This window comes from Nocardia otitidiscaviarum (assembly GCF_007362295.1).
GTDB lineage: Bacteria > Actinomycetota > Actinomycetes > Mycobacteriales > Mycobacteriaceae > Nocardia > Nocardia otitidiscaviarum.
The window spans coordinates 1,549,189-1,571,995 of the sequence record NZ_CP041695.1 but is presented as its reverse complement, the minus strand read 5'-3'; the positions used below and the strand labels follow the sequence as shown (position 1 = coordinate 1,571,995).

The following is a 22,807-nucleotide window of genomic DNA, read 5'->3' as shown; positions in this document are numbered from 1 at the left end:
ACCCGTCGGACGATCGTCGCGACACATCCGAATACGGCCGCCGCCAGAGGTTTCGGCCGATCAGGGAAGGAGCAGCGATCGTGTCCGCCCCCATCGTCACCCCCGTCGAGGCCGAACCCGGCTTCGGTCGTGCGCTCGATCTGTTCCAGCGCACCGCGCGACATGTGCCCGCGTACGCCGAATTCCTCACCGAGCACGGCATCGACCCGAGCGACGTCCGCACACCCGAGGACTTCGCCGCGGTACCGCCCACCACGAAAACCGACTACCTGCAACGCTATCGGATCGACCGGCTGCTGTGGCACGGCGACATCACCGGCGCGGGCACCTGGTCGTGCAGTTCGGGTTCCAGCGGCCACCCCACCTACTGGCCCCGCGATATGGTCGCGCTGGACGAGGGCGCCGAACTGTACGCCAGGATTCTCCGCCACTGCTTCGAATCGCCGCGCCGCTCCACCCTGCTGGTGATCGGCTTCGCCATGGGCAACTGGATCGGCGGAACCTACACCTACGCGGCCGCACTCGCCCTGCGCCGACGCGGACTGCCGGTATCGGTCATCGCGCCCGGTATCGAGCCGGACACCATCCTGGAGAACATCGAACGGCTCGGACCGCACTACGAGCAGGTGGTGCTCGCCGGCTACCCGCCCTTCGTCAAGGATGTGCTCGACCGAGCCCCGGAAACGGTGCTGCGCCACGACATCCGGCTGCTACTGGCCGGTGAGGCGATCACCGAACGGTTTCGCGACCACATGCTGGACCGGATCGGCAAAACCGACCGGCCGACCGAGATCTGCCTCGTCTACGGCACCGCCGACGCGGGCATCATGGGTCACGAGACGCCCACCACGATCGCGGTTCGCCGCGCCGCCCGCACCGACGCGGCGCTGGGGCGGGAGCTGTTCGGCGGCGACCCGATTCAGCCCACCTTCGTCGAGTACGACGCCGGATATCGGTTCACCGAGGTGGACCCCGACGGGTACTTCCTGTTCACCTCCGACAGCTCGATTCCGCTGGTGCGCTACCGGATCAACGATCAGGGCCGCATCCTGTCCGCCGACGCACTGTCCGAGGCGCTGCGCGCGCACGGATACCGGCTGCCGGTGCGCCCGTCCACCGAGACCTGCGGATACCTGGCGCTGCACCGCCGCACCGATATCGCCGCGGCCTTCTACGGTCTGCAGATCTATCCCGAGAATGTGCGCGCCGCATTGGAACACGCCGATCTCGCGGACATCGTGAGCGGAAAGTTCGTGCTCTCGGTGCGCAGCGACGAACAGTTCACCCAGACCCTGGCGCTGCGCGTCGAATTGCGAACCGGGGTAACGCCCGCCCCCGGCTTCCGAGATCGGCTGCGCCAGCGCGTGATCGCGGCACTGGACCGGACCAACGGTGAATACCGCCGCCTCCACCAGACGCTCGGCGTCGCCGCCGAACCCGATATCACGATGCACGATTTCGGCTCCGCCGGATTCGGGCCCGGTATCAAGCACCAGTGGACGGACACCCGCTCATGATCGAGATCCTGCACCCCGCAACCGATCGCGCCCGGATCACCGCCCTGCGCGCCACGGCGTCCGGCTACCGTTTCGTCGACGGCTGGACCAGCGCGCTGCCCGAACTGCTCGCCATCCGACATCCCCGGCTGGCGGGCCGCCGCCATGGCGGCGCCGACGACTTCGCGGCCCTGGCCGCCATGGCGCAGGCGGCCGGATCGCTCGACGAGATCAGCCGCTACATCGTCTATCCGTGGCGACGGGTGCTGGTCCGGCTACCGGACGCCGAGCATTTCCATCGGCTGCGCACCGCCCGCAACCGCTGGCTCATCACCGCCGAGGAGCAGCGGCTCTGGTCGTCGGCGCTGATCGGCGTCGCCGGGCTCAGCGTCGGCGCGTCCGTACTCACCGCATGCTCGCTCACCGGGGCGCGACGCTTCCGCCTGGCCGAGCACGACACCCTGGGGCCGACGAACCTGAACCGGCTGCCCGCATCCGTCTGCGACCTCGGGGAGCCGAAACTCCTACTGGCACAACGGCGTATATGGGAGATCGATCCCTACACCGAGATCGCGACCTACTCGAAGGGGTACCGCACTCACGACGCGTCGGCCTTCCTCGGTCGTGGCCCCGGACGGCTGGCGGTGGTCGTCGAGGAGATGGACGATCTGGCCATGAAGGTCGATATCCGGGTGCGGGCGCGCGCCGCGCGCATTCCGGTGGTCATGGCGACCGATCACGGTGACGGCGCCTTCCTGGACGTGGAACGCTACGACCTGGAGCCGGACGCGCCGCTGTTCGGCGGGCGGGCGGGTGATCTCACCGCGGATCGGGCGGCGCTGACCGACCCGGCCCGCAGGCTGGAGATCGTGCACGCCATCGTCGGCGACGCTGTCTCACCACGCACCCGCGCCTCGCTGGCCGAGGTGGGCCGGACCCTGCCCACCTGGCCGCAATTGGGGACCGCGGTGGGCGTGGCGGGTGCGCTGGCGGCCGCCGCGGCCCGGGCCATCGTCTGCGGTGCGCCGATGCCGTCAGGCCGCTATCGGGTCGATCCGGACGAGTTGACCGCCGCCGTCCGGGCGTGAACCGTCAGGACCGCTGCCAGGGAATGCCCGGTGAGCGTTGCCCGGCGCGCAGCACCTCCGGGTAGCCGTTGCGTCGGCACCAGCTCACCAGGTAGCGGGAATGCAGCCCGCACCACCGGTAGACGGCCCCGAGGGTCAGCGGCAGCGCCGGATCGTGTTCGGCCCGCTCCCTGATGATCGGCCCCAGATAGACGTTGGTGATCTTGTTGGCGGTATTGCGGCCCACCCCGGCGGCGTGGGCGAGACTGGATGCGTCGGTGGCCCGTCCCGCGGCGATGGCCCCGGCCATCCGGCCCGCGGTCGCGCCGCGTTTGCTCTGGAAGCATTCGTACAGCGAGCGCGGTCCGCCCGGCGTCGGCGATCCGCCGCGGCGTGGGGCGACGGCCGCCGTGCGGATCATGGCCAGCAGGACGTCCACCCCGGCCGACTTCTCGAAGACCCCCACCACGGCCGGTGACAGGCGCGCCTCGTCCAGGTGGTCCTGCTCCATGGTGTGGCCCTGCGCCGCGAGCAGCACCCGCGGATCCCGATCGACCAGCGCCACCATATCGACGACATCGAGGCCGTCGAAGGTGTACTCGAGTTCCGGTTTGTTCCAGATCAGGTCGGCGACAACCACATCGAAGCGGACCGTATCGGTGATCGCCGCCAGTACCTGCCGCCGGTCGGCGGCCACCGCCACCTTGGACACGCCCGGCGCCTGCCGCAGGATCGGCTCGACGACCTTCCCAAGCGGAGAGGCGACCAGGATTCTCATCCCCGTCCCCACGCGTCGAGTCTATCCCGCGGCCGGCGCGAAAACCCGGGCGGTACCCGGGTTTTCGCGATCGGACCGACTACTGGGCGACCAGTTCCGGAATCTCGGCGGCGCTGTCGTGACCACCCGTGCGCGGGTAGGTCGGGTACTCGATGCCCGAGATGTACTGCACCGTGCGCACCACCTGGCACGAGTAACCGAATTCGTTGTCGTACCACAGGTACAGGATCGCGGTGTCACCGTCGACGATGGTGGCGTTGGCGTCCACGATGGAGGCCGCGCGCGAACCGATGAAATCGCTGGAGACCACATCGGTGGCGGCGGTGTAGTCCAGATTGCGGCTCAGCGGACCCGACAGGGACACCCGGCGCAGGTACTCCAGCACCTCCTCGCGCGTGGTCTCGCGCTGGAGCTGCAGGTTCAGGATCGCGACCGAGACGTCCGGGGTGGGCACGCGGATGGAATTGCCGGTGATCTTGGCCTTGAAGTCCGGCATCGCCTTGGCCACCGCGGACGCCGCACCGGTCTCGGTGAGCACCAGGTTGAACGGCGCGGAACGGCCGCGGCGGTCGGCCTTGTGGAAGTTGTCCAGCAGGTTCTGGTCGTTGGTGAACGAGTGCACGGTCTCCACGTGGCCACGGACGATGCCGAATTCGTCGTCCATGGCCTTGAGCGGCGGGACGATGGCATTGGTCGTGCACGAGGCGCAGGACACGACGCGCTCCGACAGGTCCAGCCCGCGGTGGTTGACCCCGTGCACGATATTCGGCACATCGCCCTTGCCCGGTGCGGTCAGCAGCACCTTGGCGATGCCGGGACGCAGATGCTGGGCCAGTCCCTGCCGGTCGCGCCACCTGCCGGTGTTGTCGATGAGGATCGCCTCGTCGATGCCGTAGGCGGTGTAGTCGATGGTGGTCGGGTCGTCGCTGTAGATGAACCTGATCACATTGCCGTTCGCGATGATCGCATCGTTCTCGGCGTCGACCTTGATCGTCCCGTTGAACTGCCCGTGCACCGAATCCCGCCGCAGCAGCGAGGCACGCTTGGCCAGATCACCCTCGCCGCCCTTGCGCACCACCACGGCCCGCAGATTCAGCCCGTTGCCGGAGCCGGTCTTCTCGATCAGCAGCCGCGCCACCAGCCGCCCGATCCGCCCGAAGCCGTACAGCACCACATCCCGCGGCCCCTGCGCCTCGGCCTTGTTGCCATCGGTGACCTCGGCCAGCACCGCGGCGGTGAACTCGGCCACCGACCGCCCGCCCCCCTCGGCGCGATACGCCATCGCCAACCGCCCGAGGTCGATCTTGCACGCCCCCAGATCCAGCTCGCCGAGCACCTCGAGGAACGGCAGCGTCTCCTCGATCGACAGCTCCTCCCCCTCGATCTGCCGCGCGAACCGATGCGTCCGCAGAATGCTGATCACCGACTTGTTCACCAGCGATCGGCTGTGCAGGAGAATGGTCACCCCCTTCTCCCGATACAGCTTCCCGATAATCGGAATCATCGCCTCCGCGGAAGCCTCGTGAGCGTTCCAGCGGTCAAGGTGCTCGGTAGTCAACACACGTCCTAGGGGTGTCCTCGATCAGTACGAAAATCGACTCTAGCCAGGCCCGCGGTATCACACGGGCCCGCCTTCCCCTTGTGAGGTTCAGCCCGCGCACATGGCGGACCGGACGAACCGGTCCACGGCGGCGGTGAAGCCGTAGCCGGTGGTGTCGGTGATCGAGAGTGCGACGCTGTGGCTGCCGTCGGGGCTGCGTAGGGCGAGGGAGCCGAAGCCGTTGACGTAGCCGTTGTGGCCGTGGCCGTGGCAGCCGGGGGCCAGGCGGAATTCGTAGAGGCCCAGGCCGTAGCCGTAGGAACCGTTCACGTGCCGGAAGGCGCGCATCTCGGCCAGCAGATGCGGGGGCAGCAGGCGGCCGTCCAGCAGGCCGGTGAGGAAGGTGTGCAGGTCCTGGGTGGAGGAGACGATGCCGCCGGCCGCCCACACGTACGAGGGGTTCTGGTCGGTGACGTCGGTCAGGCCGCCGCCGTAGTCGTAGTAGCCGTGGGCGTGCGGGCCGAGAATGCCGTCGAAGGTCTGCGGCACGCCGGTGCCCAACATGAGCAGCGGCAGCGTGATCCGGGTGTAGATGTTCACGTGGTACGGCAGCCCCGAGGCCCGCTCGATGAGCAGGCCCGCCACGATGTAGTTGGTATTCGAGTAGGCCCACCCGCTGCCCGGCTCGAATTGCAGCGGTTTCTCCGTCGCCCATCGCACGAAATCGGGCGGCTGCCAGGTGCGCCGGATATCGCCGAGCGTGTCACCCACCATCGGCGGGTAGCCACCGCCGCCGTTGAGGTAGTCGAGCAGGCCGCTGGTCTGCGCGAGGACCATGCGCACGGTGATCCGCGGATCGACCCCGAATTCGGGCAGCCAGCGGCTCACGGGATCGTCCAACCCGATCCGGCCCTCGCCGACGAGCTGCAACAGCGCGGTCGCGGTGAACGTCTTGGTGATACTGCCGATGCGGAACCGCCCGCCGCTCGGCACCGGTTCCGGCCGCCCCAACCGCACCACCCCCGCCGACCCGTCCCACACCCCGGCGGGCGTGCGCACCTGCGCCTGCACCCCCGCCGCCCCGTGCGCGACGATGTCCTCCAGCGCCCGCTGCCAGCCGCCGGGTTCGGCGACCGCGGACGTGTGCGCGGATCCCGCGCACAGCAGAGCGGCGGTGAAGACGAGCAGAACTCGACGCATTTCGCGCACAGTAATAGTCAGACCGCATCGAGTACGGTCAACACGCCCGACACACCCCCAACGACCGAAGGAGCATCCCCCATGCGCGCCCTGTTCCCGATATGCGTGCTGGCCGTCGCGGTCGTGGCGGTCAGCGGTTGCGCCGATTCCGATCCGGAACGCACCGAGTTGACCTTGACCGTCGCGGCTCCGGACAACCGCGACACCGCCCGCACGGTGACCCTGCGGTGCGCGCCCGATGTGGGCGGCGACCACCCCGCCGCGGACCGCGCCTGCGCCGAATTGGAGGCCGTCGACGGCGATTTCGACGAACTGAACGTCGACCCCCAGGCCATCTGCACCCAGGAGTACGACCCGGTCGTCTACGCCGCCAGCGGCACCTGGCGCGGCCGCGCGGTCGCCTTCACCAAGACCTTCCCGAACGACTGCCACGGCAAGGGCGCGACCGGGAGCGTCTTCGACTTCTGAGCTCGGGACAGTGATCCGCGGAACAGCGTCGGGAGGTCCTGATCGACACCGGCGTGGATTACCATCGGGCACGACGCCGAGAGGGGGTGGTGAGCGTGGCCGCGGAACAACAGGGTGCCCACGCTCAGCGAATCGACCGGGCCATGTCGACGGTGCGCGGGCGTGCCGAGGCGTCCGGGGGCCTGGTGATCGTCGAATCCGATGCGTACGGGACGATCACCGACCTCCAGATCGCACCCGCCGCGATGACCGTCGAACCCGCCCGACTCGCCGCGGCCATCACCCGGTGCCATGAACGCGCCAGGGAGGAAGCCGAAGCCGCCGCGGCCGAACTGCTCGGACAACTCGCCCGGGACGGCCGTCCGGGGCCGCCCGCCGCGGCGACCGAGCAGTGGGAAGACGCTGCCCCGGTCCGGATCACGTACCGGCTGTAGGAATGACGAGGGAGGGCGACAGTGTCGGTTGACGGGTTGCAGGTCGATCCGGCGGCGTTGGAGCAGACCGCCAAGGGCATCAACGGCATGATCGACGCACTGGCGGAGGTGGGGATCAAGGAGACCGCGTCGTCCGGGCGCGGGTTGGCGCTGCTCACCCTGTCCGCGCTGGAGGCGGGCAAGCAGTCGGTGCAGTCCGAATTCGAGTCCTACACCGAGCGGTGGTCCTGGGGCGTGCGGGCGCTGGTGCAGGCGGGCAATCAGATCGCGCAGGCGCTGGGCCTGAGCGCGGGCCGCTACCAGGCCATGGAGGACAAGGCTTCCACCATGTTCAAGGTGCTGTGGACCAGCATGGCGGGCAACCCGCACCTGACCAAGGACCAGATCGCCGCCCGCGACTGGGGCGAAACACTCGCCGACAACTCGTTCAACCACATCCGCAATCCCGACTACAGCCGCGAATCCTTCGACCGCGCGGCCCTTGCCGCGCAGATGAATTGGGAGATCGTGCAGGCCGTCGGCCCACAGGCGGCCGCCAACCTGGGCGTGCTGAGCAATCCGGCCACGATCGGCACGGGCGGTGCCCCGGACGGACTCCCCGCGCCGGGCTGGAATACCGGCGCGGCCGCCCAGGTCGAGCAGATTCAGCAGAAGTACGCGCCACTGCTGAATCCGCAAGGCGGCCAGGGAGAGTAAGCCGGGGTGGGCATCGGGGACTGGCTGGAGGACAAGGCCAATCAGATCGGGGAGGCCGTCGAGAACGCGGCCGAATCGGCCACCGCGGCGGTCGGCGAGGCGATCGACGACGTACTCGACGTCGGCGCGGACGCCGCCCGCTCCGTCGGCTGGGACGGGGTGGGCGAGGCGCTGGACGATGCCGGCGACCAGGTGTCCTCGGCGCTGGGCGGGGCGGTCGAGGAGCGGGAACTCGGGGAGACCGAGGACCCCAAGGAGCTGATCCGCGGCGAACCATCGGCGATCACGGAGGCCGGAAACAGTCTGGGGAAGCTGTCGCAGGCGGCCGATCAGACCGGCGAGGGGTTGCGCGCGGTCGGGAACATCAGCGACTGGCACGGCTTGGGCGCGGACGGGTACCGGGTGGGATTCTCGCCGCAGCCCGGCAAATGGACCGAGGCCGCCGATGCGTTCACCGACGCCAAGACCGCGCTCGAGGCGTGGGCTTCGGCGGTCTCGGCGGCCCAGGGTCTGGCCGCCGACGCCATCGCCGAATGGAAGGCAGCGGTGCAGGAGCGGCGGCGGGTGCTGGCCTGGTGGCGCTCGCTCACCGACGAGCAGAAAGACAAGACGACGGTGACCGACACCTGGTCACCGCGCTTCCAGGCCGCGCGCGACATCCTGTCCCGGGCGCGCACCAACCGCGACACCGCGGCCGATCAGGCGGTGGCCTCGTTGTCCGCTGCCAAAGCCGCGGCGCCGGAAGAGCCGCCGTTCGTCTCCCGCATGGCGGCCAACCTCGAAGACGCGGTGCAGATCGGCGAGTACGCGAATCTGAGCTTCACCGACGGTGTGCTCGGCGGGGCGTCGGGACTACTGCAATTCGTGCGCAAGCTCAACCCCACCGACACCTACAACCTCACGCACCCAGGCGAGTACCTGGAGAACATGTCGAATCTGGCCGGGGGTCTGGTGACCACCGCGGCCGATCCGGGGCCGGTGGTGGACGCGCTGATCGACGACGCGCGAGCCAATCCGTTCGAAGCCCTCGGCACCGTGGCCTTCGATGTCGCGACCGCCGTTCCGACCGGCGGTGCGGGACTGGCCGCCAAAGCGCCGTCGCTGCTGAACAAGGTCGACAATCTAGCTCCGTCGGTCCGGCCGAGACCCGAGGTGCCGACCCGCGCGCCCGTCGATCGGGCCGCTCCCGACGGGTTCAGTCCCCGATCCGATCCGGCGGGCACGAATCCGCGGCCAGATATCGACGCCCCTGCGCCACAACGGGATACGCCCGGCACGGATGCTCCGCCTCGTGACGCCGACGCCCCGGTGCAGGACCGGGGCGCGGGCGCTGCACCGGAACCGGATCGCCCCGACTCCAGTGTGCAGGCCGCCCAGCACGATCAGCCCGCCCCGACCCGAGAACAGCCCGCCGACCGCGCCGATGACGACGGTCAGGTCGAGGTGTCCGCCGAACAGCCTCGGGGTGAACCGGATTCGCCCGCGACGCGCCCCGATCCGACACCGGAGGCACCGGCGCAGCGCCCGGACAATCCCTCGGCGGGACCGGCGCGCGTCGATGACCCCGGTACGCCGGGTACCCGCCCGGACTCCGATCCGCCCGGACCGCTGCGCGATACCTACACGCCGCCCACACATCCGGATATCTCCGATGCGCCGGGTGCGACGCGACCCGACACCGACCCGGCCGCGACGCGCAGCGACACTGCCCCGGACGCGCCGCGCGGCAACGACCCGGCCGGTACGAATCCGCCTGGGAATCAACCGCATTCCGATCCGACCGCAAATCAGCCAAACAACCAGCCGCATCCGGACACCGGCGGCGACCGCACGGACTCCACCCTCAGCCCCGCATCGACAACCCCGGAGAACCCGCACGTCGACAACGGCGGACGCACGCTCGGAGAGACACCGGCCCGTCCCGACGGCACGAGCCCGACCGACACACCCGGCACCCGCACGCCGGACACGACCGCACCCGCCCACACCCAGTCGACACCCACGAACACCCATCCCACAGCGCCCCGCGACACCCCCGCGCCGCGCACCGATCCGGTACCCGGACCGACGCGCGCCGACACCCCGGCCGGTCGCGGGCCGGTGTCCCCCGCGGCGACCACTCCGCCCAGTCCGACACCCGGCCCACGCCCCACTCCGGACACCCCAGCCGGTCCACGCGCCCAACCCGGAAATACGAATCCGCACACCAATCTGGACGCCGGAACCTCGACCCGCCCGCTGCCCGACAGCCCGAATGCCCCGCGCGCCGACCTCGCTCCGGACACGCGACAGGTGCCCGATCAGGGATCGACACCCGACCGCAACCCCGCCGACGGTCGCGAACCGGACACACGAAACGACGACGGTGCTCGGGACCATGACACCGACGACCGCCGCGAACGGGACGACGACGGCCGCAACGACACCGACGACCGCGATACCGATCCCGACCGCGATAACCAAGACAGACAAAAGGATCCAGATCAGTCGGACCCCGACGCAGCCACCGCCGCCAAGAATTCGGCAAACACTCAGACCGACGCCGATGTCGCCAAATGCGGCGACCCCGTCGATGCCGCGACCGGCGAATTCCTGCTCCCCGAAACCGATCTCACGCTACCCGGAATCCTCCCCCTGGTCCTGACCCGGCGACACCGCTCGAACTACCGCTGGGGCCGCTGGTTCGGCCCCACCTGGTCGTCGATCCTGGATATGCGCGTGGTCGTCGACGAGAACCAGGTGACCTTCCTCGGCGAGGACGGCCTGCTACTGGCCTACCCGCACGCCGACCCCGGCATCGCCGTGGAGCCGCTGGTCGGCGGCGCACGGTACGCGTGTTCCCGTACCGACACCGGCACCTACCGCGTCTCCGACCCCGAGCGCGAAATCATCTGGCATTTCACCCCGGAACCCGAACTCGACGGGCTGTTCGGGGTGTACCCGATCTCGGCGATCACCGACCGCCACCTCAACCGCATCCGCTTCCACTACGCCCCCGACGGCGCCCCGACCACGATCACCCATAGCGGCGGCTACCACATCGAGATCGCCACCGATCCCGCCCTAGGACGCGTGACCGGCCTGACCGTCGTCGACACGACCAGCCCGGACGGTCCCGAATCCAGGACCGCTGTCCGTCGATTCGACTATGCCGCAGGCAATCTGGCAGCGGTCACCAATGGTTCCGGCGCCACCACCCGCTACACCTACGACGACCGCGACCGCATGCTGTCGTGGACCGACTCGCGCGGCACCACCATGGTCAACACCTACGACAGTGCCGGTCGCGTGATCCTCCAGCACGGCACCGACGGCGTCCTCAACGCCGGATTCGACTACCTCGACTACCCCGACGGCACCGGCCACATCACCCGCCACATCAACTCCCAGGGTGCGGTCACCACCCGGGGTTTCGACCACGACCTGCGTGTCCGCGACATCATGGACCCGGCGGGCGGCCACACCCGCATCGACTACAACGCCGACCGCCGCCCCCTCCAGGTCACCGCCCCCGACAACGCGGTCACCCGCTACACCTACTCCCCCGACGGCGACGTCACCCGTATCGTCCGCCCCGACGGCCGCTCCATCGATATCGGCTACGCCTGGCGCAACCGCCCCGAAACCATCACCCACCCCGACGGCACCACCGCTCGCCGCGACTGGGACGCACACGGAAACCTCACCGCCACAACCACTCCCGGCGGAATCCGCACCACCTACACCTACCACCCCAACGGCGCGGTAGCGACAGTCACCGAACCCAACACGGCCCGCACCACCGTCACCGTCGACGCCGCCGGCCTCCCCGTCACGGTGACCGACCCCCTCGGCGCCACCACCCATATCATCCGCGACGCCTTCGGTCGCCCGTCCGCCGTCACCGATCCCCTCGGCCACACCACCCGCTACCACTGGTCCCCCGACGGCGAACTCCTGCGCCGCCTCGACCCCGACGGCCACCACGAGTCCTGGACCTACGACGGCGAAGGCAACCTCCTCACGCACACCAACCGCGCCGGCGGCATCACCCGATTCACCTACGCCAGTTGGGATCTCCCGATCTCCCGCACCGACCCAGACGGCGCCACCACCCGCTACACCTACGACACCGAACGCCGCCTCACCTCGGTCACCAACCCCCTCGGCCACACCTGGCACTACCGCTACGACACCGCCGGCCGCCTGATCTCCGAAACCGACTACAACGGCGCGACCACCACCTACACCCACGACCCGGCCAGCCGAGTAGCCACCGTCACCCCTGCCACCGGCGTCACCCGCCACCACCGCTACGACATCCTCGGCCGCCTCACCGAAATCACCACCGACTCCGGCCACTGGCGCCGCTACACCCACGACCCCCTGGGCCGCCTCCTCACCGCCATCAGCGGCGAAGCCGAAACCCCCATCCACACCCTCGATTTCACCCACACCCCCGACGGCCAACTCGCCACCCAAACCCTGGACGCGGGCACCCCCATGCGGTTCGAATACGACCCCCTCGGCCGCCGCGCCCGCCGCATCACCCCCACCGGCTCCGAAACCCGCTGGCGCTGGGACTGGTCCGGCCGCCCCACCGCCCTCGACACCGACGGCCACACCATCGGCTTCACCCACGACCCCGCGGGCCAACTCACCGAATGGACCATCGGCGAACTCGCGGTCAACCACACGTACGACCCCCTCGGCCGCCTCCAGCAACAAACCGTCACCGGCTTTCCGACCCGCCTGTCCACCCTCGGCCTGGACAGCAACCCCCGCCCCGAACCCCGGCAGCTCCGCACCGACGAATACACCTGGCGACCGGACGGATACATCACCACCCACACCACCCACACCGACAGGGCGACCACCCGCCTCGACTACACCCTCGACCCTATCGGCCGAGTCCACTCACTCGCCCGCAATGGCACGCTGGCCGAGCAATACAGCTACGACGCCCTCAGCAACATCACCGAGAGCTACACACCTAGCGAGCCAACCTCTCCTACGCCCGACTCGCCCGGCGCCACCCCCGCCCAATCAACCGCCGGCAGCACCCGACGTGAATACCACAACAACCTCCTCATCCGGGACGGCCGCAATCGGCACCACTACGACGCAGCGGGCCGCGTTATCCGCAAATCCACCGTGCGTTTGTCGCGCAAAGCAGCAGTCTGGCACTTCCGCTACGACGCTTTCGACCAACTCACCGATGTGTGGACTCCGGAGAACCAGTGGTGGCATTACACGTATGACGCCCTTGGTCGGAGGATGACGAAGCAACGCCTCGCAACCGACAGCACCGTCCTCGAATACATCAGCTATGCGTGGGATGGAACGGTCCTCACCGAGAACATAACCGATGATGCAATCACACGGTGGAATCATTACCCTGGTGCCTATCATCCGCTCACCCAGGCGGTCGAACGAACGGGGACAGATCGTGAATTTCTCGCAGTAGTTACGAATATTGTCGGGGTACCCGCACAATTGCTCGATGTAGCGACCACCTCCACGACGGGCACTGCTGTATCCGACATATGGGGCCGAACAAGCTGGCACGGGAGAAGCACGCTTCTCCGCTTCCCAGGCCAGATATACGACATCGAGACAAGTCTACATTATAATGTATTCCGCACATACGACCCCAGCGTAGGCCGCTATTTAACTTCAGACCCACTCGGCCTTTGGCCAGCAGATAATCCCAGTACATACCCACATAACCCTTTGGTGTGGATGGACCCACTAGGGCTCACTCCATGCAAAGAGGTTACTCTGGAAGCCTTCGATTCATTCGAGCAAGCACGAAACAAGGCACTAGAATTGCTCGGCGATATAGATCCCGCCACCCGAGAACCTTATGTCGGACGCCTAGAAACCGCTGCCACCACTTACGGTAAAATCGTGGGATTCACCACGCGAGTAGACGGCATCTTCAAAAGGATCCGGATCGATTTCGACCCCATAAAGGGCCCCCACTTCAATGTCGAGATAGGAAAGGGGGATTCTGCTCGAAAATGGGCGGTCCCTTGGCTCGGCTCGGAGGCGGAGATCGCAAGGCTAATGAGGAGAAACGTATGACAATCGAAAACGTATACGGGTCAAGGCCCGAGCTTCTTCCGAAGTCCTTGGTCCGTCTCGTTCGCAAAGATGGCCACACTGTTTGGTCCGGTCGAGAAGGGGTGCAACTCCTCGACCTTAGCAATCATCTCAAGTACGAGCAGGAAAGTATCCGTCGCTTTTCACGCAGATCCGACGGCACCATAAATTGGGAAAGCACTCCGCCATCACTCGTTCTAGCGACCCTTGAGCCCAACCATGAAGAGATAAGCGCCGCTATACACAGCTTTATGCCGACGAAGGGGTCCTTAATAATCTTTTGGAGCAGTCTCGCACTGCCGACAACAGAGATCGAATACCGAGTTCTCGATTCGTGTCTCCGCGATGTCACTGAAACGAGTCCGGAATTTTGGATCTATTCCCCAGTTGCCAACCGACTGCTTGAGAGCACCTTCGCCGGAGAGGTGCGCGTTGCCCAAATCCCCTAGAAGACTGAATGCCCAAACGCCACCCATAGGATCCCGGTAGTGGAGATTACACTTCTCGAAGATGCTCAACCCGACGAGAAAGTCACCGTTAGATTTCGCAACAAGGAGTGGGTGGCCACCTGGAGAGGCAAAACGGCGGTGCCTAAAGGCTCTATCTGTCAGGTTGAGCTAGAAGTCGAAGAAATCGATACTTGGAGAAATATTGATGCCGAGGCCGAGCTCAGCGGTGCCGGAACCGCCCACAACCAGCCCACACTATGCGGTCTGGTTTCCACAGTGTATACCGACGGCGTAATAGCTCTCGACCTCGATCCTGGAGTTGTTCTGATCGACTCTGAATCTCTCTCGGAAGTTCAAAAGGGGCAGCGAATCCAAATAGTCCCTCACGCGGTCGCAATATTCCCGTACAGTATGTAACGAAACGACCTGCATCCTCGACAATTTCGAGGCAAATAGATAAATTTGATCCGATCCGCCCTGCGGAGCTGAGCGTTGGCACGTTCACCGGGGGCACGCAGCCGCGCGTGGGCTCGGTTGGCCTGCTTCTGCGACTCGGGTTCGTCGTGCTCCTTGTACGGAGTTATCAGGCCGTCGATACCGCAATATCTCTGTAGCTCCACGGTCTCGCCGGCGTAGCGCCAAGCCGCGGTCGTCGAGATGTCGCACCCAGCACCGAGATCGGCGTAGGTTTCAGCTTTGCGCAGGTGGGCCAGCATGAGCAGGGCTTGCCGACCTCGGATCGAGCGTGCGCCAGGCCGAGCCGATCGCGCGGCGGTGCCCGCCGATCAGTCCGGCGACGAAGCGGAGGGGCTGACGTGACAACGGCAGCGTGAAACGGTAGAACAACACTTGAATCCCTCAGTACTCAGCAGTTTTGGTCGACAGCTGATCTACCAGGAGATTCACCCATTCCGGCATCGACACGCCGCATCGATCACACTGGAGCACAGCATCTTCAGCCGGGATGATAACGACCCACTATTGTGCGAACAACTATCGACAAAGGCCTCATCCCAGAGGAAGCTGCGGTGCATATTTCCCACCCCGGCGTCGGCGATGTCAGAGCGCTACCGAGCGATATGCTACCAAAACTCGGAAGACTACGAGTATTGCCATATGGAACACATGGAGAACATGATGCATTTCGTACTCGCTGGACCATCGCCCGATACACTGATTCCATGGCGTCAAGCATTCACCGGGATCAAGAACACTGAATTTCGAGTAGGCACCCTCCCGGAAATCGGTTTCGGGTGCGATGCACAGATTGTTCCCGCTTTTCTCGCACACGATAGGTACGGAGGGAATCCATATCAACACCGAGGGCAAGTTTTGGAGAATAACCGCGGCGACGGCAGTCCAGACCTAATCGTTTCCACCCCTTTACACGGCCCAATTCTCAGCTGGAATGAAGGGAATGAAAAGGCGATTGCCCGAATCAGCGAAATATTTCGCGCCAGCTTAGAGGCGATCGAGAGATACAACTCGACGCATGCCTCGGTCGAGAATATCCACCGCATCCTGATAAATGTGAACGCCATGGGGACAGGAGCGCTAGGCGCTGCGTGCAACGCAGCCGGATTGAAGGACGCCCTCACGCGGCCATGACACCTTAGGATCTATCTTCCAACCGTGCTCGATACCGATGCAACGCCCATCACTCGGAGGCACGGTTGCCACCGAGAGGTTCCGGCCATATGCGCTGCTACCGCGCATGGCCTCAATTTTCGGCATGTCGCTCTAGCTGGGGTTTCGTGTCGCGGTCACAGCCGGTAGATTCGAACACATGAGCGAAACCGTCGCGGTCGAGGCCACCAGCTACGAGCTGGTCGCGCGGCTGCGGGAGGTACACGCGCAGATCGCCGCCGCCCAGGCCGAGGAGGTGGCGTTGATGACGCGGCTGTATCGGCTGCGGCGCGCCCAGCAGCTCGAGGCCGGGGTCGCGGCACGGTATGCCGGGGAGTCGGCGGCGGCCGAAATCGGTGTGGCGGTGCGGGTCTCGCAGCGCAGCGTGGACGGGTTGATCGCGCTCGGGATGGGATTGGGGCGGTTGCCCGCGACCCGCCGGGCGTTCGCGCAGGGACGGATCGATCTGGCGCGGGTACGCGCGATCCACGACACCCTGGTCAACACACCCGACGACACCGTCGCGGAGTTGGAAGAAACGGTGGTCGCTCGTGCCGAAGGGTGTGATCCCGCGCGGTTGCGGCGCATCATCCGCAAGCGGCTGCTCGAACTCGACCCCGCCGGGCAGGCGCGGCGGCGTCGTGAGGCCGAACGCGAACGGTATGTGGCCGTGCGTGCGGCCGACGACGGGACCGCGCTGGTCGATGCCGTGTTGCCCGCGGCCGGGGGGTGGACGTTGTTCGAACGGTTGCGGGAGATGGCGGTCAGTCAGTGTTGTGCCGCCGATCCGCGCTCGATGAACCAGCGGCGTGCTGATGCGTTGGTGGCGTTGGCCGACGGGAGCGGGCGACTGATCTGCGGCTGCGGACTGCCCGAGTGTGCCCGCCGGGACCCGACCACGTCGGTGCCGGTCGCGCGGCGGGCGTTGGTGCAGGTCGGTGTCAGCGCGGCGACCCTGGCGGGGGTGCAGGACAATCCGAGGTTGTTGGCCGGGTTCGGGGCGATCGACGCCGATCTGGCGCGGCAGATCGCCCGCCACGCCCGCTTCCATGTGGTCACCGAGACCAGCGACGAGATGCGTTACGGCTCCGCCGCATCGCACACGAGTGACACCCCCGCATCCCACACGAGTGACACCGCCGACCTCACCACAGCGGAGTCGCCGACCAACGAACTCCCCACAGTGCAGTCGCCGACCCCGGAGACCACCGACGCCAATCGTGCATCAGCCGTGATCGACACCGACAGCGACCATCGTTCTTCCACGATCGAGGTCACCCGAAACACACACGCGCACATCACCACTGCCCCGGTACCACCGACGAACCCACCAGAATGGCGATACCGGCCCAGCGCCACCGTCGCCGCACGCGTGCGGGCACTCGATGGAACCTGCCGCGCACCCGGCTGCCCGGTCTCGGCCGCAGCCACCGACCTCGACCACCAACAGCCCTTCGACCACCACTCCCCCGTCACCGGCGGACCCACCACCGTGCACAACCTCGGCTGCCGCTGCCGCCGACATCACCGCCTGAAAACCCTGGCCGACCACGGCCTGAACGGCTGGACGGTGACCCACCATCCGAATCGGCGCATCGAATGGCGCACCCCCACCGGCGATACGATCACCACCAGCCCCGAAGGCGCCAAATTCCTGTTCCCACATGCGCCGGTGGCTGCCAGCCTAGTGGAACCCGTTGAACCACAACCCGATCCACCGCTACTCGACCCGGGACCAGCGGTCAATGCACTCACCGAACTACTCCACGTCTACATCCCGCCAGGGCGACGACACCTGCGCACTCACCGCGACATCCACCACACCGTCACTATCGGAGGCACCCTGTGCAGTGACCGCGGCTCCGATCGGGATGCAGACCGCCCACCGTTCTGAACCCGCTCGTGAACGGCCGCAGTCACGAGCGTTGGAGCGGTGGCAGACCGGGGATTTCCACGGCCAACGACGAACTGCTTGTCGTCCATATCACTCACGATGGTGATGCCCGGCCGCTTGGGGAGGTAGTCGAGCGATGCGGTTCCATCGGCCGAGCCGTCCGCATTTCGGATTGACGACCAGTTGGAATGGAGACCGGTACGGTCACCCGAAAACCCGGGCACTGCCCGGGTTTTCGCTGACAGTCGCCGAGGGTTTCACCCTCACCGCGTAGCGATGATCGCCGATCCGTGTCCGAACAGCCCTTGATTCACCGCGATACCGGCCCTGGCACCGTCCACCTGACGACCATCAGCCTGCCCGCGCAACTGCCAGGTGAGCTCGCAGATCTGCGCGATCGCTTGTGCGGGAATCGCTTCGCCGAAACAGGCGAGCCCACCACTGGGGTTGACGGGAACACGTCCGCCCAATGTCGTTGCACCGCTACGCAGCAGATCTTCCGCACCACCAGTTTCGCAGAGCCCGATATCCTCGTACCAGTCCAGCTCCAGCGCGGTCGACAAGTCGTAGACCTCCGCGAAAGAAAGGTCCGCAGGCCCGATCCCAGCCTCCTCGTACGCCGCATACGCGATGGCGGAACGAAACGCGCGCGGCGGCGGCTCGACCGCGACAGCGGAATCAGTTGCGAAATCCGGAAGGTCGAGAACGGTTTTCGGAAATGTCGGCGTCACCGTCGACAGCGCCCGGATGCGGACCGGGTCCGCGATACCGTGACGGCGCGCGTACTCCATCGACGTCAGCACCAGCGCGGCCCCGCCGTCACTGGTCGCGCAGATATCGAGCAGTCGCAGCGGATCCGAAACCACGGCCGAGGCAGCGACCTCCTCGGCCGACACCTCTTTGCGGTAGCGGGCATACGGGTTGTTCAGCCCATGCTTGGCATTCTTCACCTTGACCGCGGCGAAATTGTCAAGCGTGGCACCGTGGATCGCCATCCTGCGTCGGGCATAGAGTGCGAAATAGATCGGATTGGTGGCACCGAGCAGGTGGAAACGCAACCAATCCGGGTCGTCGCGGCGCTCGCCGCCGACCGGCTGGAAGAAGCCCTTCGGGGTGGCATCCGCGCCGATCACCAGCGCCACATCGCACAGTCCCGCCAGGATCTGGGCACGGGCATTGGCGATCGCCTGGGCACCGGAGGCGCAGGCGGCGTAGCTGCTCGAGATCCGCGCACCCGACCAACCCAGCGCCTGGGCGAACGTCGCGCCCGAAACGAAGCCCGGATAGCCGTTCCGGATGGTGTCCGCCCCGGCGATATAGCCGACCTCGCTGTGGTCCACCCCGGCATCGGCCAGCGCGGCCCGCGCCGCGACCAGCCCGTACTCGACGAAGTTCCGCCCCCACTTGCCCCACTGGTGCATACCCGCACCGAGGACGGCGATATCGCGATTCGTGTCAGTCATTGACCGGCCTCCACATCCACACCGTGCGCTCCGCCTCGTCGTCCTCGTACAACGTGCCGAGCGCCAGCTCGACCGGCATGCCGACGGCCAGGTCGTCCACCGTGAAACCGCGCACGACCTGCCCGAGTATCACCATCTGCTCGACCTCGAGCTCCACGGCCGCGACGACATACGGCTCGAACGGATCCGGCGAGACGTACGGCGCGGGCGGTTTGTATCGCGCATCGGCATAGGACCAGATCCGGCCACGCGTGGAGAACAGGTACTCGACCAGCTCGGAGCCGTCCTTCGGAGCCGAACACCGCGGATTGCGGCAGGCGAGGGTGTTCCGAGGGAAGTACGGCGTGCCGCACACCTCGCAGCGGCTCCCCTTCAGACGTACCGCACCGTCCTCCGCAGTGAACCAGTCTGCCACGGCGGGGCGTTGTTCTTTCTGCACAGACCGACCGTATAGGAACACGTTCTACTTTGTCGCGGAAATCCCGCCCAGCGGTGCGGAGGCGGGGGTACGGTGGGGCCGGATTGCGGGTGTCTGGGCATCCGCGCGTCGATCTGGAGTACCGCACCGCGATGGGCACCAAAGCCATTGACCCGCAGGCGATCCGCAATGTCACGGTGATGGGGCATCCCGATGAGACAGCGCGGGTGGTCCACCGGCTGTCCCGCCACCTCGACAAGGTCGGCGCGGGGACCCCGGTCGCGTTCCGATGGACGGCCGACGGGGTCAACCACACGATCCGCCTCGCGGAGCTATCGAGCCACACACCCATCCCCGACATGGAACGGACGATCCGTCTGGCGGATGGCGTTGTGGCCGTCGTGAATGCTGCTTCGAACCGACCAGCACGACTCGAAACGATGCTGCGGGTCGCCGACGACCATCAGATCGCACGGTTGTGCCTGGTCACCGGACTCGATCAGCCAGGCGCCGATTTCGATCGCTGCGTGCGAGCGGTCGCCGATACACGCGGCGCAGCGCCATTGCCGCTGCAGATGCCGATCGGTATCGATACCGAGTTCGCGGGTGCCATCGACCTGGTGGCGATGGTGACATACGAAGCGGCAGACCGCGAGCCTCACGGAGTCCAGGCGGTACTAGCCGAGCAGAGGCGTCACAGGCTCCTGGCTACCGTGCTCGGCCGGCCCGCCCTCCCGAACCCCCGAACGGTCTCGACCGAAAGAGTGCACCACCTGATCCGGTACCGCACTCGCATCGGTGACGTCGTCCCGATGCTGTGCAGTGTGGCACCGCGCCGTATCGATGATGTCGCCCCGCTCCTGGACGCCCTGGTCCGCTACCTTCCATCACCCATGGATGTCTGTCAGCCGACACACGTGCTCGATTACTGAGGATCTGTCAGCGATCATCGAATTCGGTCTCGCGCTGGACGTTGGTGATGAACCACGATGCGACGGCTGCGGTAACCACGCCGACAACGGCGATGCCCACGATCATCAGACCGACCGCCAACAATCGACCCTGCCACGTTACGGGGTAGTGATCGCCGTACCCCACAGTGGTCACCGTGACCGATGCCCACCACAGCGCGTCACCGAAGTTCGTGATTCTTGTCCCCGGCGCCTCCTGCTCGGCATCCAATACCGCGATCGCGCCCAGGAATACGGTCAGCACCGCAGCTCCGGTGACATACATCGATGCGCGTCCCGCAAGAGATCCGACGACCGAGCGATTGAGCAGCCGCATCACAGCGAGGACTCGAAGGAGCCGGAAAGCGCGCAGCATCGGTAGCACGAGTAGAGCAACGTCATACCAGCGCCGCAACGCATACCGCCCGCGACGTTCGGCGAGGAACAAGCGGATCGCGAAGTCGACAGCGAAGGCACCCCATACTGTCCAGGACAGTACATCGAGTGATGTGCGCAGGTCGGTGTCAAGAGCCGGATCCAGCACCGGCCATGCATATGCGAGCAAGAACGCCACCGCGAAGAGCAGCATCGGGATCTCGGCACGACGCTCCCAGTTCGCCACGCGGTCGCCGAATTCGGGGCCTGACGAGGCGTGCGAGTCTTTTCCGATCACGAACAGCTGGTGGTCGCCGGGATGCCGTTGAAGCGGTCGGCGAGCCAATCCAATGCAGCGCCGGAACCGACGGTCTCGGCGCTGACATGTTCGGTGCCAGGGTATTTGATATAGCTGACGGGTACGCTGCGGGCGCAGTAGTCGGCGATCAAGGCATCGGTGTTGGCGGTGATGGCGATCTGGTCCTGTTCGGCCATGAACAGGTACAAAGGAGCGTTGGGTGTGCCGTAGCGACCGGCTTTCAGGGTTTCGAGCACCGCCGCGACCTTTGGCTCGCCCAGCGGCCAGGCGCGGTCCACCGTCCGGTCCTGCATCCAGGTGAACGGATACGAGGCCAGGGTCTGGGCCTGGCACATGGACGCAAGGGTCCGTTCGAAATTCGGATCGGCGAAGAACGCGGCTATGTTTAGTTCGGGGTAGGCGCGGGCCAGACCGAACGCCGCCTGATAGTTGATACCGGCGAACGGTCCACCGTTGATGAAGGCGCTGGTGGCAGCCATGTCGGTAGGCAGGCCACCGGCCGCGGTACCAGCGATATTCAGTTCGGGCGCGTAACCGTCGGCCAGTTCGGCGGCGAACTCCGCACCGCGTGAACCACCGGAATAGCCGAATACTCCGACCGGAGTGTCACCGGTGAGCCCCGCGGGAGCGAAGCTCAGAGCAGCGCGAATTCCGTCCAAGGTGTTGCGACCCTCGACATACCCTGCGGCGAAATGGTTTTCCGGTCCCAGATAATCGGGAACGACGACGGTCCAGCCACGATCCAGAGCCGCGCTCAGATTCGTCATCTCCCCGATCATTCCGGAGGACGCCACGTACGAGTAATCGGTCCGCAACTGATACGAAGGATTGCACGTGGTGTCGAGCACGTCGATCCACGGTAGGAAAGCGAGTAGCTTCGCGGGACCGGGCCGACCGGCGGGCCGGATGATCGTCGCCATTGTCGTCCAAGGCTTGCCCTTGGTGTTCTGGCTGACGTATTTCACCTGCCACGAACTGAATTGGGTGCTGGTCGGGATCACACCGACGCTGACGGGGCGGCTGTCCAGAACTTGCCCCATCGACAGCCCCTCGAAGGACTCCGGCTGTGCATAGAAGGGATCCTGCGCCGGAACCGGCGGCTGCCCTGGATCGGCACTGCTCGCCGCCGGGGTGAACAGTCCAGCAACGGCAAGCACGACAGCAACCCTATAGCGACCACACCGTTTCATGCGCCCGGAGTGTAATGGGATTGCACGACTACACCCGGCGCGACATGCCCCACACCCGCTGCGGCACTCCATGGTCTGCCCTGGATCAGCGGGAAACCTCCGGTGTCACTGCTGCACCGGCACGGTTAGAGCGGGCGATCCCCGGCACAACGGGCGATCGAACGTGGCGAAGAAGCGATCACCGGCTGGGGTCCGCAGTCAGCTACGCCGTAGCCAATGCCGATCCGGTCTCATCGACGGGTGCCGCACAGAAACCGGCCTGCAATGACGACATCACGAGAACGCCCTCAGTAATACTGTAAATCGACGACGCCATGACCGAAGCCGAACACACTGGTGTGCCGTACTAGTCACCATTCG

Annotated in this window: 17 protein-coding genes and 1 pseudogene; 10 read left to right on the top strand and 8 right to left on the bottom strand. The window is 66.4% G+C overall.

From position 1 onward, the window contains the following. The first annotated feature begins 80 nt into the window (after positions 1–80). Complete coding sequence (locus tag FOH10_RS06640) at positions 81–1,517, top strand: phenylacetate--CoA ligase family protein (protein WP_244961714.1); 1,437 nt, start codon at positions 81–83, stop codon at positions 1,515–1,517. Continuing rightward, complete coding sequence (locus FOH10_RS06635) at positions 1,496–2,584, top strand: ThiF family adenylyltransferase (protein ID WP_308212876.1); 1,089 nt, start codon at positions 1,496–1,498, stop codon at positions 2,582–2,584. The genes FOH10_RS06640 and FOH10_RS06635 overlap by 22 nt, the downstream gene beginning before the upstream one ends. Positions 2,585–2,588: 4 nt before the next feature. On the opposite strand, the gene FOH10_RS06630 is transcribed toward FOH10_RS06635, so the two are convergent. The 3 genes from FOH10_RS06630 to FOH10_RS06620 all read right to left on the bottom strand — a co-directional run bounded on the left by FOH10_RS06630 (position 2,589) and on the right by FOH10_RS06620 (position 6,081). Continuing rightward, on the bottom strand, positions 2,589–3,353 hold the full coding sequence (locus FOH10_RS06630) for an MSMEG_1198 family transcriptional regulator (RefSeq protein WP_143980051.1): 765 nt from the start codon (positions 3,351–3,353) through the stop codon (positions 2,589–2,591). 67 nt (positions 3,354–3,420) lie between these two features. Beyond that, entirely contained in the window at positions 3,421–4,845 is a 1,425-nt protein-coding gene (locus FOH10_RS06625) for a glyceraldehyde-3-phosphate dehydrogenase (RefSeq protein WP_425326131.1), read from the bottom strand. A 144-nt stretch (positions 4,846–4,989) separates the two neighbouring features. Beyond that, entirely contained in the window at positions 4,990–6,081 is a 1,092-nt protein-coding gene (locus FOH10_RS06620) for a serine hydrolase domain-containing protein (RefSeq protein WP_143980049.1), read from the bottom strand. An 81-nt stretch (positions 6,082–6,162) separates the two neighbouring features. Here FOH10_RS06620 and FOH10_RS06615 point away from each other — a divergent pair, with 81 nt between their 5' ends. The 5 genes from FOH10_RS06615 (at position 6,163) to FOH10_RS06595 (ending at position 14,629) form a co-directional block, all read left to right on the top strand. Next, positions 6,163–6,549: a subtilase-type protease inhibitor gene (locus FOH10_RS06615; protein WP_052373798.1), complete on the top strand. Its 387-nt coding sequence runs from the start codon at positions 6,163–6,165 to the stop codon at positions 6,547–6,549. 95 nt (positions 6,550–6,644) lie between these two features. Next, complete coding sequence (locus tag FOH10_RS06610; protein WP_143980048.1) at positions 6,645–6,983, top strand: YbaB/EbfC family nucleoid-associated protein; 339 nt, start codon at positions 6,645–6,647, stop codon at positions 6,981–6,983. Between the two features lie 21 nt (positions 6,984–7,004). Further along, positions 7,005–7,679, top strand: a complete 675-nt coding sequence (locus FOH10_RS06605) for a hypothetical protein (protein ID WP_039811755.1) — start codon at positions 7,005–7,007, stop codon at positions 7,677–7,679. A gap of 6 nt (positions 7,680–7,685) precedes the next feature. Next, complete coding sequence (locus FOH10_RS06600) at positions 7,686–13,745, top strand: putative T7SS-secreted protein (RefSeq protein WP_143980047.1); 6,060 nt, start codon at positions 7,686–7,688, stop codon at positions 13,743–13,745. 506 nt (positions 13,746–14,251) lie between these two features. After that, positions 14,252–14,629, top strand: coding sequence for a hypothetical protein (locus tag FOH10_RS06595; protein WP_143980046.1), 378 nt, complete (start codon positions 14,252–14,254; stop codon positions 14,627–14,629). Positions 14,630–14,691: 62 nt separating this feature from the next. Here the strand turns inward: FOH10_RS06595 and FOH10_RS06590 are convergent. Further along, positions 14,692–15,061, bottom strand: a pseudogene (locus FOH10_RS06590) (transposase family protein); the annotation flags it as partial. A gap of 267 nt (positions 15,062–15,328) precedes the next feature. On the opposite strand from FOH10_RS06590, the gene FOH10_RS06585 reads away from it, so the two are divergent. Continuing rightward, positions 15,329–15,820 carry a hypothetical protein gene (locus FOH10_RS06585; RefSeq protein WP_143980045.1) on the top strand — a complete coding sequence of 164 codons (492 nt, stop codon included), beginning with the start codon at positions 15,329–15,331 and terminating at the stop codon, positions 15,818–15,820. Positions 15,821–15,998: 178 nt separating this feature from the next. After that, positions 15,999–17,732 carry an HNH endonuclease signature motif containing protein gene (locus tag FOH10_RS06580; protein WP_143980044.1) on the top strand — a complete coding sequence of 578 codons (1,734 nt, stop codon included), beginning with the start codon at positions 15,999–16,001 and terminating at the stop codon, positions 17,730–17,732. A gap of 263 nt (positions 17,733–17,995) precedes the next feature. Here the strand turns inward: FOH10_RS06580 and FOH10_RS06575 are convergent, their stop codons facing one another. Both FOH10_RS06575 and FOH10_RS06570 read right to left on the bottom strand, forming a co-directional pair. Then, positions 17,996–19,195 (bottom strand): lipid-transfer protein, encoded by a 1,200-nt coding sequence (locus FOH10_RS06575; RefSeq protein WP_143980043.1) that lies wholly within the window; start codon positions 19,193–19,195, stop codon positions 17,996–17,998. Beyond that, a complete protein-coding gene (locus tag FOH10_RS06570) occupies positions 19,188–19,634 on the bottom strand; it encodes a Zn-ribbon domain-containing OB-fold protein (protein ID WP_029932667.1) in 447 nt (148 codons plus the stop codon). Before FOH10_RS06570 ends, FOH10_RS06575 begins: the two co-directional genes overlap by 8 nt. A 131-nt stretch (positions 19,635–19,765) precedes the next feature. Between FOH10_RS06570 and FOH10_RS06565 the strand changes: the two genes are divergently transcribed. Then, positions 19,766–20,545 carry a GTP-binding protein gene (locus tag FOH10_RS06565; RefSeq protein ID WP_143980042.1) on the top strand — a complete coding sequence of 260 codons (780 nt, stop codon included), beginning with the start codon at positions 19,766–19,768 and terminating at the stop codon, positions 20,543–20,545. Between the two features lie 7 nt (positions 20,546–20,552). On the opposite strand, the gene FOH10_RS06560 is transcribed toward FOH10_RS06565, so the two are convergent. Both FOH10_RS06560 and FOH10_RS06555 read right to left on the bottom strand, forming a co-directional pair. Beyond that, entirely contained in the window at positions 20,553–21,236 is a 684-nt protein-coding gene (locus FOH10_RS06560) for a potassium channel family protein (RefSeq protein ID WP_221937934.1), read from the bottom strand. Next, positions 21,233–22,447, bottom strand: coding sequence for a lipase family protein (locus FOH10_RS06555; protein ID WP_186000741.1), 1,215 nt, complete (start codon positions 22,445–22,447; stop codon positions 21,233–21,235). Before FOH10_RS06555 ends, FOH10_RS06560 begins: the two co-directional genes overlap by 4 nt. Between the last annotated feature and the right edge of the window lie 360 nt (positions 22,448–22,807).